Origin of the sequence: Streptomyces sp. BK208, assembly GCF_004364245.1 — a bacterium.
Taxonomy (GTDB): Bacteria; Actinomycetota; Actinomycetes; order Streptomycetales; family Streptomycetaceae; genus Streptomyces.
Genome location: NZ_SOAV01000005.1, coordinates 130,150 through 142,376, shown reverse-complemented (window position 1 = coordinate 142,376; position 12,227 = coordinate 130,150). Strand labels below are relative to the sequence as shown.

The 12,227-nt window shown below is 73.3% G+C and carries 13 protein-coding genes; 7 read left to right on the top strand and 6 right to left on the bottom strand.

What is annotated here, in order from left to right; genetic code table 11:
- Positions 1 to 75: 75 nt before the first annotated feature.
- A complete protein-coding gene (locus tag EV562_RS14255; RefSeq protein WP_133887175.1) occupies positions 76 to 996 on the top strand; it encodes a LysR family transcriptional regulator in 921 nt (306 codons plus the stop codon).
- 42 nt (positions 997 to 1,038) lie between these two features.
- Here EV562_RS14255 and EV562_RS14250 read toward each other — a convergent pair whose 3' ends face one another.
- On the bottom strand, positions 1,039 to 1,659 hold the full coding sequence (locus tag EV562_RS14250) for an XRE family transcriptional regulator (protein WP_133887174.1): 621 nt from the start codon (positions 1,657 to 1,659) through the stop codon (positions 1,039 to 1,041).
- A gap of 114 nt (positions 1,660 to 1,773) precedes the next feature.
- Here EV562_RS14250 and EV562_RS14245 point away from each other — a divergent pair, with 114 nt between their 5' ends.
- Positions 1,774 to 2,400, top strand: coding sequence for a class I SAM-dependent methyltransferase (locus tag EV562_RS14245; protein WP_133887173.1), 627 nt, complete (start codon positions 1,774 to 1,776; stop codon positions 2,398 to 2,400).
- A 56-nt stretch (positions 2,401 to 2,456) separates the two neighbouring features.
- Positions 2,457 to 2,954: a DinB family protein gene (locus EV562_RS14240; RefSeq protein WP_133887172.1), complete on the top strand. Its 498-nt coding sequence runs from the start codon at positions 2,457 to 2,459 to the stop codon at positions 2,952 to 2,954.
- A gap of 88 nt (positions 2,955 to 3,042) precedes the next feature.
- Here the strand turns inward: EV562_RS14240 and EV562_RS14235 are convergent, their stop codons facing one another.
- Both EV562_RS14235 and EV562_RS14230 read right to left on the bottom strand, forming a co-directional pair.
- The gene (locus EV562_RS14235) at positions 3,043 to 4,326 is read right to left on the bottom strand and encodes a hypothetical protein (protein WP_133887171.1); all 1,284 of its coding nucleotides are present in this window, start codon (positions 4,324 to 4,326) and stop codon (positions 3,043 to 3,045) included.
- Positions 4,323 to 5,672, bottom strand: a complete 1,350-nt coding sequence (locus tag EV562_RS14230; RefSeq protein WP_133887170.1) for a ThiF family adenylyltransferase — start codon at positions 5,670 to 5,672, stop codon at positions 4,323 to 4,325. The genes EV562_RS14235 and EV562_RS14230 overlap by 4 nt, the downstream gene beginning before the upstream one ends.
- A 257-nt stretch (positions 5,673 to 5,929) precedes the next feature.
- Between EV562_RS14230 and EV562_RS14225 the strand changes: the two genes are divergently transcribed.
- The gene (locus EV562_RS14225; RefSeq protein ID WP_133887169.1) at positions 5,930 to 7,234 is read left to right on the top strand and encodes a M14 family zinc carboxypeptidase; all 1,305 of its coding nucleotides are present in this window, start codon (positions 5,930 to 5,932) and stop codon (positions 7,232 to 7,234) included.
- Positions 7,235 to 7,386: 152 nt separating this feature from the next.
- On the opposite strand, the gene EV562_RS14220 is transcribed toward EV562_RS14225, so the two are convergent.
- Entirely contained in the window at positions 7,387 to 7,698 is a 312-nt protein-coding gene (locus EV562_RS14220; RefSeq protein WP_133887168.1) for a hypothetical protein, read from the bottom strand.
- Positions 7,699 to 8,250: 552 nt separating this feature from the next.
- On the opposite strand from EV562_RS14220, the gene EV562_RS14215 reads away from it, so the two are divergent.
- The gene (locus EV562_RS14215) at positions 8,251 to 8,466 is read left to right on the top strand and encodes a DUF6199 family natural product biosynthesis protein (protein ID WP_133887167.1); all 216 of its coding nucleotides are present in this window, start codon (positions 8,251 to 8,253) and stop codon (positions 8,464 to 8,466) included.
- 125 nt (positions 8,467 to 8,591) lie between these two features.
- Complete coding sequence (locus tag EV562_RS14210) at positions 8,592 to 9,470, top strand: hypothetical protein (RefSeq protein WP_133887166.1); 879 nt, start codon at positions 8,592 to 8,594, stop codon at positions 9,468 to 9,470.
- Positions 9,471 to 9,589: 119 nt separating this feature from the next.
- Here the strand turns inward: EV562_RS14210 and ychF are convergent, their stop codons facing one another.
- Positions 9,590 to 10,678: a redox-regulated ATPase YchF gene (gene ychF / locus EV562_RS14205; RefSeq protein ID WP_133887165.1), complete on the bottom strand. Its 1,089-nt coding sequence runs from the start codon at positions 10,676 to 10,678 to the stop codon at positions 9,590 to 9,592.
- Positions 10,679 to 10,863: 185 nt separating this feature from the next.
- On the opposite strand from ychF, the gene EV562_RS14200 reads away from it, so the two are divergent.
- On the top strand, positions 10,864 to 11,457 hold the full coding sequence (locus EV562_RS14200) for a DUF6542 domain-containing protein (RefSeq protein ID WP_133887164.1): 594 nt from the start codon (positions 10,864 to 10,866) through the stop codon (positions 11,455 to 11,457).
- 10 nt (positions 11,458 to 11,467) lie between these two features.
- On the opposite strand, the gene ppgK is transcribed toward EV562_RS14200, so the two are convergent.
- Positions 11,468 to 12,208 carry a polyphosphate--glucose phosphotransferase gene (gene ppgK, locus EV562_RS14195; protein ID WP_133887163.1) on the bottom strand — a complete coding sequence of 247 codons (741 nt, stop codon included), beginning with the start codon at positions 12,206 to 12,208 and terminating at the stop codon, positions 11,468 to 11,470.
- Between the last annotated feature and the right edge of the window lie 19 nt (positions 12,209 to 12,227).

Here is a 12,227-nt window from a genome sequence, read left to right as displayed (position 1 = left end):
CGTGTCTGCCCGTTCCGACGTCAACGACCCTCTCCCGAAAGCCCGTTGTCCGTCCAAGACCCAGGGTGATAACCCATGGCTATGACGACGGACGTACACGTGCGCGAGCTGCGCTACTTCGCGACGGTGGCCGAGGAACTGCACTTCACCCGGGCGGCCGAGCGCCTGTACGTCTCCCAGCCCGCGTTGAGCAAGCAGATCCGGGCGCTGGAGCGCCAGTTGGGAGCCGAGCTGTTCCGCCGCGACCCGCAGGGCGTGACCCTCACCGAGGCGGGCGCGGCGCTGCTGCCGCACGCCCTGCGGGTACTGGCCGACTGGTCCGACGGCGCGGCGGCGGTGGAGGCGGCCCGGGAGGCGCGGCGCGGCACCCTGGTGGTCGGCATGAGCACCAGCCCCGGCCGCGGTGGTCTGCTGCCGGCGATCCGCTCCCGCTTCACGGCGGCCCATCCCGGGGCGGCCCTGCGGTTGCGGCAGCTGAGCTGGGAGGACTCGACCGCGGGCCTCGCCGACGGCACCGTCGACGTCGCCTACGTGTGGCTGCCGCTGCCCGACGCCGACCGTTACGCCTGGACGGTGGTCGCGGAGGAACCCCGGCTGGTCGCCCTCCCCGACACCCACCCGCTCGCCGCCCGCCCGGTGCTGGACTTCGCCGACCTGACCGACGAGCCGTTCCTGGCCCTGCCCCGGGAGGCGGGCGTGCTGCGCGACTTCTGGCTGGCACTGGACGAACGGCGCGCCCTGGCCGCCGGCCCACCGCGCGTCGGTGCCGAGATCTCCGGCACGGAGGAGACATACGAGGCGCTGGTCGCCGGCCTCGGCGTGTGCCTGGTGGCCACGGGCAACGCCCCGCTGATCACCCTGGGCGGCGTGACCACCCGCCCGGTCCGCGGCCTGTCCCCGAGCCGCTACGCGCTGGCCCGGCGCCGCGAGGACGAGGTGCGGCCACTGGTGCGGGGCTACGTGGAGGCCTGCCGCCGGGTGACGCGACGGGACTGACGGCGGCTCGGCACGCCGGCCGGCCCGGGTCCGGGCGGCCCCTCAGCCACCGTCGCCGTCACCCCCTGCGTCACGGCCGCTGCGCACGTGGGCGCGCACTCCCTGCAGGCCGAACAGGACGAGCAGTTCGACCGCGCCGCCGTCGGCGCTGCCCAGCCAGTGCGGCAGGGAGGTGTCGAACTCGGCCGCCTCGCCGGGCGCCAGCGTGAGGTCGCGCTCGCCGACCAGCAGCCGCAGCCGGCCGCTGAGCACGTACAGCCATTCGGAGCCCTCGTGGGTCTGCGGGGTCGGTTCGAGGGGCGCCGGACGGCTCGGGATGATCATTTTGAAGGCCTGGGTGCCGCCCGGCCGCCGGGACAGCGGCACGAAGACCATGCCGAAGCACCGGATCGGCTTCAGGTGGATCCGCGGGTCGCCCGTGCGCGGCGCGCCGACGAGGTCGTCCAGGGGGACGCCGTAGATCCGGGCCAGTGGCAGCAGCAGCTCCAGGGTCGCCCGGCGCTGCCCGCTCTCCAGCCGCGACAGGGTGCTCTCCGACACCCCGGTCGCCGTCGAGAGGTGGGCGAGGGTGATGCCGCGCTCGCGGCGCAGGGCGCGCAGTCGCGGGCCCACCGCCTCGAGTACGTCGTCCACGTCGTCCACGTCGTCCTTACGGGCGTCCATCGGGCCACCTTGCCACAACGGCAAGTTTCCGTGCCGGATCCGGCCGCCGCTGCCGAGACTGGCCGCATCCGCCGCGCCTGACCGGCGGTCCGCGACCGACCCGAAGGAGTCCCCATGAGTGCCACCGACGCGGCCGCGTTCTGGGACGGTGTGTACGCCGCCCGTACGACGCCCGACGCCCCGCGGCCCAACGTCCGTCTCGTCGGGGCGGTCGCCGACCTGCCTCCCGGCGACGCGCTCGACCTGGGGTGCGGCAGCGGCGGCGACGCGCTGTGGCTCGCCCGGCGGGGCTGGCGGGTCACGGCCGTGGACATCTCCGGCGTGGCGGCCGAGCGGCTCGCGGCGCACGCCCGCGCGCACGGACTCGGTGACCGGGTCGACGCCGTACGGCACGATCTGCGCGCGTCCTTCCCCGAGGGCCGGTTCGACCTGGTGAGCGCCCACTACCTGCACACGCCCCTCGGCCTGGACCGGGCGGAGGTCCTGCGGGCGGCCGCGCACGCGCTGCGTCCCGGCGGGCGGCTGCTGGTCGTCGACCACGGCTCCACCGCGCCGTGGTCGTGGGACCAGGACCCCGCCGTCCGGTACCCGGCCCCGGAGGAGGTCGCGGCGGACCTGGCCCTGGACCCGGCGACCTGGCGGGTCGAACGGGCCGAGGCCGCGCGCCGGACCGCGACCGGACCGGACGGGCGCACCGCCGAGGTCGTCGACCACGTCCTGCTCGTCCGCCGCGCGGGCTGACCGCGCCCGACCACGAGGGTGTCGTCCACCGGACGCCCGCCCACCAGGAGGTCCCCATGTCCACCACCCCCCGAGCCCGCCGCCGGGACACCCCGCCGCCCCGGACCGGAGGCAGCGAGGCGGAGACCCTGCGCGGGTTCCTCGACTACCTGCGGACCTCGGTCGCCGGCAAGGTCGACGGCGCCCCGGAACCCCAGGTCCGTACGGCCGCGGTGCCGTCCGGCACGAACCTGCTCGGGCTGCTCGAACACCTGGCCCACGTCGAGCGCGCGCTCTTCCTCGGGGAGGAGGTGCGGAGCTGGCCTGCGACCTTCCGGGCCGCGCCCGGGGACGGCGTGGCGGAGGTCGTGGCCCGCTACCGGGAGGCCGTCCGGCGGGCGAACCTCGTCCTCGACGCCTGCACCGACCTCGGCGCACCGCTCCCCCGGGCCCGTCCGGGCCGTCCCGCGCCCAGCGTCCGCTGGGCCCTCACCCACATGATCGAGGAGACCGCCCGCCACGCCGGCCACGCGGACATCCTGCGCGAGCTGATCGACGGCGGTACGGGACGCTGACCGCCCCGGCGCCGTGGCGTCCTCGGAGGTCCCCCGGGGGCCTGGCGTCCCGGCGTCCCGGCGTCCCGGCGTCCCGGGCGGGAGTCCCTCACCGTCGGACGGCACTCGTGGCCCGGCGTGCCCGGCGGTTGCGCCACCAGGTGACCAGCCAGAGGACGTTGACCCCGCCCAGCACCACCAGCACCGTCACCGCGTCGGCGTTGCCGGCCAGTCCGTGCTCCGGCCCCAGGCCCCGTACGGCGCGGACCAGGAGGACGATGTCGGCGGGCAGGGTGACCGCGGCCATGAAGGCCAGGCAGACCGCCGTGCCGATCACGAGGACGACGCTGTAGAGCCGCACGGCCCGGCGCTCGTGTGCGGGCAGCCGGGTGCTCGGGTCGTCCCGTCCCGAGGCCGCGGCCCGCGCACCGGCGCCGCGGCGCACCCCGCTCCGGGCACGCACCGCGCCCACCGCGCGCCACCACCGGTACCGGGCGTACGCCAGACCGTCGCCGTACAGATCGCGGCAGCCGGTGAGGTCCTGGAGGACGAAGTAGAGGTCCGTGCGGGTGAAGACCATGCACTGGAAGGGCAGCGGGAGCAGGGCAAGCAGCAGGGCCGCCGCCAGCAGCCGGTGCGCGGTCGTCCCGGTCTCCGTCGCCGCGAGGACCAGGACCAGGGACGACGCCACGGACAGGTTGAGGGCGATGCCGGCCAGGTAGGCCGTCAGGCGGTGGCGGCGGGGCGCGAGTTCGATGCCGCTGATGTCGGTCTGCATGACGAGGAACTGCAGCCGGGTGCCCAGCCTCATCTTCCCCGGCACGCCCGCCGCGCGGGCGGTGACCAGGTGCGCCAGTTCGTGGGCCAGCAGCAACGTCCACCCGGCCGCCGCCCCGGTGAGCAGGACCACGCTGCCGTGCCGGCTCCACAGGAGGTCGCGGTAACCGGGAAGCAGGTCGGGGCGGCGCACCAGGGCGACGACGGCCGCCGTCAGCAGTGCCCCGAACAGCAGCGGGAGCACCGGATGGAGAGCGAGGCGGACGTGGTGGGGGCGCAGCCGCGGCAGGGACGCCCGCGGTGGTTCGGCGTCCGGGACCGTACGGTCGCCGATCCGCGCCACGAAGCCCAGCGCGGCCAGGTCCCCGACGAAGTCCGCGATGTCGAACTCCTCCCCGGTCTCGGCGCGCAGCGTCTCCTCCGTACGCGCCACGCTCAGCCCCGCGCCCAGGAGTTCCACCGCGCGGGCCCCGGCCGCCGGCAGGGCGACGAAGTTCCGGGTGGCCATGCGGCCCACGATCCACTCGTCGCGGTCCCGCCGTACCGCCAGGTCGTGCAGGGCGACGCGGGTGGCCGGCCCGATCCGGGGAGGGACGTCGGCGGCGGTGTCCGTCACGACGGGCCCTGATCGCCGGAGCCGGGGCGCGCGCCCGGTGCGGGGCCCGCGACCCCGGACGCCGCCCGGGCCGGGTCGGGGCGCACCGCGCAGGACGGGCAGTCGGGGCGCCGCTGCGAGCGCTGCATGACCGGGTCGCCCGGCATCATGAGGTTGAGGCCGAACCGGCATCCGGGTTCGACGGGCGGGACGCCGCACAGCAGCATCAGGGCGGCGTGGGCGAGCAGCCCGCCGGACAGGCCCGCGGTCACGGCGTTGGCCGGGTTCCAGGGCATCCGGGGCGAGGCCGCGTCCTCGTCCTGGCCGGGGCCGAGCCGCAGGTCGCGCCGTTCGACCTCGGCGTCGCGGAGGCACTGCCAGCACGCGCCCCGGCCGGGGGTGAAGACCCCCACGCCGACCAGCGGCCCGCGGTAGCCGGCCTCGGCCCACGGCGTGCCCGTGGCCAGGCAGACCCGGTTGGCCCATCTGCGGATCTCGGCGGGCCGGTCGGCGGCGAGCAGCAGGACGTCGTAGCCCGACGCCCGGGTGTCTGCGGTGGCGCCGCGGTCACCGGTGCCGTCGCCGTCACCGGTGCCGTCGCCGTCACCCGTGGCGCCGGTGCCGTACGGGCCGTCGGTGCCGTACGGGCCGCCGGTGCTGTCGGTGCCGGCACCGGCACCAACGCGGAGCAGGTCTTCGAGGTCCGCCGGGCCGCGCACCTCGCGCCGCTCGCCGGTGACCTGGGTGTCCGGGTTCAGCGCGCGCAGGGCGGTGAGCGCCGCGTCGAGTTTGGGTCTGCCGAGGTCCTGCTCGCGATAGAGCGTCTGCCGGTTGAGGTTGGACAGTTCGACCACGTCCGGTTCGACGCAGTGCAGGTGCCCCACTCCGGAAGCCACCAGGTCCCGGGCGGCGGCCGAGCCGGTGCCGCCGACGCCTATGAGCAGGACGCTCGCCCGGCGCAGCAGCAGCTGCGGCTCCCAGGCACTGCTCCTGGGGCTCAGGTCCATCCAGCGCAGCAGCGTCATGCCCCGGCTGTACCGCTCGCGTTCGCGCTCGGACAGCTCCGCCGGCGGCTCGGCACCCGCGTCCTCGACGAACCCGGCGTCGGTCAGGTCCGTCATCGCCTGGGCGATGTCCGGGTCGGGCAGCCGCAGTTCCGGGTGGCGCCGGGACACCACGGCGACGACGTCCGCGACGTCCCGTGTCCCGTCCATCGCCTGGACCAGCGTCCAGATCCAGCCGTCGGCGTCCTGGACCTCGGCGCCGATGCCGTGGACGACGCTGCCGATCCTCACGTGGCCTTCCACGGTCCGGTAGGCGCGGTGCTCCGGCTTGATCCGGGGCCTGCGCATCGCGTGCACCGTCATGTTCGCGCCAACCTCGCCACCCCCAACCACCCGGACCACAACGGACATTGACAACAGTGACCCGACCGGCGAACGCTGACAAGAGCACAACGTGCCTCGCACGCCACCAGCACCACGGCCGCCACGGCCCTCACTGCCGTGACGGCCACCACCGGAAGGAGACGGCATGGCGAACAAGATCGAGATCCGTCCGCTGGACAAGAAGGAGACCACCGGCGACAGCGCCGGCAACGGCGGCGCCTGACCGGACGCGCCCGATGCACCGCCACCTCACGGTCGCGGAAGTCACCGAGTCGGCGCGGCGGCTGGTCACCCGGTTCCCCGGGTCCGGCCGCCTGCGCCGTATCGGCACGTCCCGGGGCGGCCGGCCGATCCGGATGCTGTCGGTGGGACACGGGCCGCGCCACGTCCTGGTGGTGGCCCGGCCGCACCCGGACGAGCCGGTGGGCGGCGCCACGGCGCTGGCGCTCGCGGAGCGGGTCGCGGCCGGCGACCGGCGGTCCCCGGCGACCGATCCCGCCGCCGTCACCTGGGACATCGTCCTGTGCCTCGACCCGGACGGCGCCGCACTGAGCGAGGGCGTCGAGGCGGCGACGGCCGGGCCCGGCCCCGCCCTGGCCCGTTACTACCGCGCCGCGTTCCGCCCGGTCGCGGCGGAACAGCCCGAGTGGGCTCCGATCATCGGACGGCGACTCCCGGAGAGCCGCGCCCTGTTCGACATGATCGACGACCTGCGCCCCGTGCTCCAGGCCTCCCTGCACAACGTGGACGCGGGCGGCACCTGGACCCAGCTGACCCGCGACCTGCCCGGACTCGCCGCGCCCTACGCGGCGGCCGCGGCCGAGGCCGGCGTCCCGGTCCAGCACGGCACGTACGACGCCCTGTACTGGGAGAACCCGGCCCCCGGCATCCACGTCCTGCCGCCGCCGCACAGCACCGCACGGCTGGCGGCCGGGTCCGAGAACATCGGCCGGTCCACCTGGTGCGCGCCCCAGCGGTACGGCGGCGTCACCGCGATCGTCGAGGTACCCCTGTGGGCGACCGGCCGGGCCGACGATCCGTCCCCGCACCCGGACCCCGCCGGGGCCCTGCGCGAGCTGTCCGGGCTGGTCCGCGAGGGCGGACGGCAGGTGACCGCCGTCTTCGAGAAGGCCCGCGGCTTCCTGCCGACGGCCGAGGACAGTCCGCCCAGACGCGTACTGGAGTGGATGGCCGACGACCTGTACGACCTGGTGGCCGACTCCTGGGCGCCTCTCGTCCGGCAGGTGGAGGCGTCTTCCCCCGCCCCCGCCTCACCCGCGTTGACGACGGCCGGGATCAGTGCCCTGGAGGTCGTCGCGCGCCGCCAGCCACTGCGCGCGGCGGGACTGCTGCTGCGGCTCCTGGCGGCGGCCGACGATCCGGCGGCCGCCGGCCTCCACCACGAACTGGACGGGCTCCTCACCGCCTGGTGCACGGAGTTCGAGGAGTCGCTGCGCCTGCGCCCGGTCCCCGTGCCCACCCAGGTGGAGCTCCAGACACGGGCGGTCGTGGCCGCGGCGGAGTGCGCACTGGAGCTGTGAGACGGCCCCGTGGCGACGGGGGTTCGGAGACGGCGGCGGGGAGACGGGGGTGCGGAGACGCGAGTGCGGAGACGGGCCGGGGGACGCCGCCGCCTCCGCAGCGCGGTGGAGGCCGTGACCCGCCCAGCCTTCGGCGACGTGTCCCGGGACCGTCAGGCGGCCTGGTCCCACTCGTCGGGCACGTCCTCCTCCCCGTCCTGGTTCGCGGCCTTCTCCCTGGCCCGCAGGCAGGCCCAGGCGACGGCGGCCGCGCAGGTGAGGAACCAGGGCAGGGGCCACAGCATCCGCCACCAGTCGCTTCGTGGGGCGAGGAGCAGATCGGTGGCGGCGGTGGCCATGCCGGCGGCGAGGCTCCAGCACAACAGCCGGCCGGCCCGCTGGACGGAACGGGTGAGCCGGTGCGGGGGAACGTGGTGCCGGCGGGTGGCCGACGAGCAGGGCATGCGTCTGCCGGGTGCGCTCATGGGAGGTCGTCCTTCGCGACTGGGTGGTTGCCGCGGGCTGGGGGACCACGCATGCGGGACGGACCAAGTGTGCATTTCGTGAAGCCGCGCCCGCAGCGGCGTCTCGTCTCCCCCACAGCCTCTGAGACAACTTGACGACTCAACCGTTTCCCGCCGTGACCAGCGAGAACACCCACTTCCCCGGCCGACGCGGAGTGGCGCTGAGGTCTGAACCTGACCGAAAAACAGCCTTTGCAGTCCCCGGCAGGCCGGCAATCGTCACCACCGAACGATTCCGGTCAGGCCACCCCACCCGTTCACCGGCCGAACACATCAACTCTCGCGCCTTTCATGCGCTTTCGCGACGAATGACCCGCCCCGTCCGGACGAAGCGGTGGGTCTGATTCCGGCCCGCATACCCACACACCTCGCGGGAAAAGCACGTCGCCCCCTCCTCCCCCGCCGCCCCGGTCAGCCCGTTCGCCCAGGTCACCGCAGTCGCGGACGCGCGATTCAACACTCGACCCAGGGGCAGCTTGAACTTCACCGCACCGGCGAGGAAAGGACCCTCTCATGAGCGTAGTGATCCTGTCCCTGTTCATCGTGATGGCCCTGGTCCAAGTGGTCAGACCACAACTCCTGTGGAAGTTGAACCGGCCCCTCCAGAAGCCTTTCGTGAAGGACTACGACGCCTCGGAGCCCTCTCCCGCGGGCTACACGATGCAGCGGGTCGTGGGAGGGGTCGTACTCGTCGCCGCCATCACCATGCTGGTGGTGGCCCTGAACTAAGAGCCGTGGCCCAAATCCCCTCATATACAGGTGTGTTGTGATCGGTCCGGGGCATCCGGCACACCGTGCGGGCGAGATGACCACGGCCGCGGCTCGTCGAAGGCGATGGGGAGATGGGGAGTCACATGCGCGTCAAGGGGACGAAGACCGGTGCGATCGCGCTTTCCGCGCTCATGGGAAGCGTCGTCCTGTCCGGGTGCGGCGGAGACGGTGGGTCCGGGGCCAAGGGGGGCGACGCGTCACCGGGCACGAGCGCGAGCAGGAGCACCGGCGCCCGTGAGCAGGGCACGGTGGAGGTGCGCGCGGCCTACGACAAGACGGCCGAAGCCGAGTCGGCACGGATGACCATCGACATGAAGCTCTCGGCGAAGGGCAGGACGATCACGTCCGACGCCGAGGGTGTCATCGACCTGGCCGAGGGCGACAGCGTCATGACCGTCACGGCGCAGGACAAGAGCATCGAGCAGCGGGTGGTCGAGCAGGTCCTCTACCAGAAGGTGCCCGGCCAGAAGGCTCCCGGCGGCAAGTCCTGGATCAAGATCGACCTGAAGAAGGTGGCCGCGCGGCAGGGGGTGAGCAACCAGCAGATCGGCGACCCCGCGCAGACCGCCGCCTACGCCAAGGCGATCATCGACAAGAACGTCGAGAAGGCCGGCACCGAGAAGATCGACGGAGTCGACACCACGCACTACAAGGTCTCCGTGGACGTCTCCAGGATTCCGGGCGGCGACCAGCTGGCCGAGCAGCTCGGCCCGACGCTGCCCATGCAGGTCTGGCTCGACGACGAGGGCCGCCTCCGTCGCCAGCAGATCGACATGACCGTCAAGGCTCCCGCCTCCGCGTCCGCCGAGCCGGACGGCAGCGGGTCCCCGGAGCAGCTCAAGATGACCACGGTGATGCAGTACTCGGACTTCGGCACCGAGGTCGACGCCGAGGCCCCGCCGGCCGGACAGGTGGCCGACATGACGGACCAGGCACTGCAGGGCACCAGCACGCAGGGCTGACCGCCCCCGCGACGCGAACCACACCGCCCGCCGGACGAACGAACGGTGCCCTCGCCGCAACGAACGGCGAGGGCACCGAAGCGCACCGCGGACCCTGTCGGCCTACGGACCCGGGCGGGTCAGACGTTGAACCGGAACTCCACCACGTCCCCGTCCTGCATCACGTAGTCCTTGCCCTCCATGCGGGCCTTGCCCTTCGCGCGGGCCTCCGCGACCGAGCCCGTTTCGACGAGGTCGCCGTAGGAGATGACCTCGGCCTTGATGAAGCCCTTCTGGAAGTCGGTGTGGATGACACCGGCGGCCTCGGGGGCGGTGGCGCCCTTCTTGATGGTCCAGGCGCGGGATTCCTTGGGGCCGGCCGTCAGGTAGGTCTGCAGGCCCAGAGTGCGGAAGCCGACGTGGGCGAGGGTGGCGAGGCCGGGCTCGTCCTGGCCGACGGACTGGAGGAGTTCGAGGGCCTCGTCCTCGTCCAGCTCGGCGAGGTCCGCCTCCAGCTTGGCGTTGAGGAAGATCGCCTCGGCGGGGGCGACCAGGGCCCGCTGCTCGTTCTTGAAGTCGTCGTCGGTCAGCTCGTCCTCGTCGACGTTGAAGACGTAGAGGAACGGCTTCGTCGTCAGGAGGTGCAGGTCGTGGAGCAGCTCGTTGCGCTCGGTGCCCTGGACGATGCCGTGGGCGAAGAGCGTGTCGCCCTTCTCCAGGATCTCCTTGGCCTCCTCGACCGCCTTGACCTTGGGAGCCACGTCCTTCTTGATGCGTGACTCCTTCTGGAGGCGCGGCAGGACCTTCTCGATGGTCTGGAGGTCGGCGAGGATCAGCTCGGTGTTGATCGTCTCGATGTCGTCCTTGGGCGAGACCTTGCCGTCGACGTGCACGACGTTCTCGTCCTTGAAGGCGCGGATGACCTGGCAGATCGCATCGGACTCGCGGATGTTGGCCAGGAACTTGTTGCCCAGGCCCTCGCCCTCGCTCGCGCCGCGCACAATGCCCGCGATGTCGACGAAGTCGACCGTGGCCGGGAGGACCTTCTCGGAGGAGAAGATCTCGGCCAGTTTCGTCAGGCGGGGGTCGGGGACGCCCACGACGCCGACGTTGGGCTCGATCGTGGCGAACGGGTAGTTGGCCGCGAGCACGTCGTTCTTGGTCAGGGCGTTGAACAGGGTCGACTTGCCGACATTCGGCAGACCGACGATTCCGATCGTGAGCGACACGTTGCGACTTCCCGTACGTGAGATGCGGAGGCTGGATGGGAGGTGACAGGGCCAGGCGTGGGCCGATCCACCAGTCTACGGGGTGTGCCGTGCCGGCCTCGTCCGGAGTCGAACGCTTGGCCAAGGCACGTCCTACGGCGTGTCTGTCGGGCTGTTCAGCACATAAACCGACCTAAGTTGGTCCAGTGGAGCAACACAGGACGCGACCTGCAGAGTACGGACCGCGACGGAACGGGGCGCCGCTGCCCTCGCAGGGCCGGGGCGGCACCGCCGCCGCCGCGCGGCCCCTCGGGCGGCCGGTGAGGCAGCGCACGGTCCCCGCGCGACCCGCCCCCGGGCCGGGTTCGCCGGTGGCCAGAGTGGTGCGCGCCCTGCGCGAGATGCCCAACCCACGGCTGACCGGGCTGGGCAGCGGTCTGTTCTGCGCGGCCCTGATGACCCTGCTGGGCTTCGTGGACGAGCTGCTGTTCGGCGCGTCCCTGACCGTGTACGGGGTGCTGTTCGTGCCGGTGAGCCTGCTCACCGCGCTCTGGGTGCGCCGGGGCGACCTGCTGACCGCCCCCGTGGTGGTGCCGATCGCCTTCGCCGTGGGCCTGGTCCCCGTCGCCGAGAGCGGCGACGGCCTCGGCGGGCGGCTGATGGGGCTCGTGACCGCGCTGGCCACCGAGGCCGGGTGGCTGTACGGCGGGACGCTGGTCGCCGGGTCGGCCGTCATCGTCCGCCGGATCCGGCTGGTGCGGCGACGACGGGCCGCCGCGCGCAACCGCCCCCCGGCGTGACGGGCGGTGCTCAGCCGGCGGCGTGCATCGCCGCCCCCACGATCCCCGCGTTGTTCTGGAGCTGAGCGGGGACGATCTCCGCCCGGATGCCCTCGATGTGGGGCAGGAACTTGTGGGCCTTGCGGCTGACCCCGCCGCCGATGACGAACAGCTCGGGCGAGAACAGCATCTCGACGTGGGCGAGGTACTTCTGGACGCGGTGGGCCCAGTGCTCCCACGACATGTCGTGGTCCTCCTTGACCTTGCTGGAGGCCCGCTTCTCCGCGTCGTGCCCGTCCAGCTCCAGGTGGCCCAGCTCGCTGTTGGGGACGAGGACCCCGCCGGCGAAGACCGCGCTGCCGATGCCGGTGCCGAAGGTGAGCAGGACGACGGTGCCCTTGCGGCCGCGGCCGGCCCCGAAGCGCATCTCGGCGACGCCCGCCGCGTCCGCGTCGTTGACGACCGTCACGTCCAGTCCGCCCAGCCGCTCGCTGAACAGGGCGCGCGCGTCGGTGTCGACCCAGCTCTTGTCGACGTTGGCCGCGGTGCGCACCATGGCGCCGCTGGTGACCACGCCCGGGAAGGTGAGACCGACCGGGCCGGTCCAGCCGAAGTGCTCCACGACCTCCTTGACCCCGTCGGCCACGCCGTCGGGGGTCGCCGGGTGCGGGGTCAGCACCTTGCAGCGCTCCTGGGTCAGGTCGCCCCTGTCGAGGTCCACAGGGGCGCCCTTGATACCGGATCCGCCGATGTCCACGCCGAAGATCTGCATGGCCCCACGTTACGACGGA

Excerpts from the sequence above, each read along its gene's own strand:
- EV562_RS14255 (WP_133887175.1), top strand. The coding sequence starts at position 76 with ATGGCTATGACGACGGACGTACACGTGCGCGAGCTGCGCTACTTCGCG.
- EV562_RS14250 (WP_133887174.1), bottom strand. The coding sequence starts at position 1,659 with ATGGACGCCCGTAAGGACGACGTGGACGACGTGGACGACGTACTCGAG.
- EV562_RS14245 (WP_133887173.1), top strand. The coding sequence starts at position 1,774 with ATGAGTGCCACCGACGCGGCCGCGTTCTGGGACGGTGTGTACGCCGCC.
- EV562_RS14240 (WP_133887172.1), top strand. The coding sequence starts at position 2,457 with ATGTCCACCACCCCCCGAGCCCGCCGCCGGGACACCCCGCCGCCCCGG.
- EV562_RS14230 (WP_133887170.1), bottom strand. The coding sequence starts at position 5,672 with ATGACGGTGCACGCGATGCGCAGGCCCCGGATCAAGCCGGAGCACCGC.
- EV562_RS14225 (WP_133887169.1), top strand. The coding sequence starts at position 5,930 with ATGCACCGCCACCTCACGGTCGCGGAAGTCACCGAGTCGGCGCGGCGG.
- EV562_RS14220 (WP_133887168.1), bottom strand. The coding sequence starts at position 7,698 with ATGAGCGCACCCGGCAGACGCATGCCCTGCTCGTCGGCCACCCGCCGG.
- EV562_RS14215 (WP_133887167.1), top strand. The coding sequence starts at position 8,251 with ATGAGCGTAGTGATCCTGTCCCTGTTCATCGTGATGGCCCTGGTCCAA.
- EV562_RS14210 (WP_133887166.1), top strand. The coding sequence starts at position 8,592 with ATGCGCGTCAAGGGGACGAAGACCGGTGCGATCGCGCTTTCCGCGCTC.
- ppgK (WP_133887163.1), bottom strand. The coding sequence starts at position 12,208 with ATGCAGATCTTCGGCGTGGACATCGGCGGATCCGGTATCAAGGGCGCC.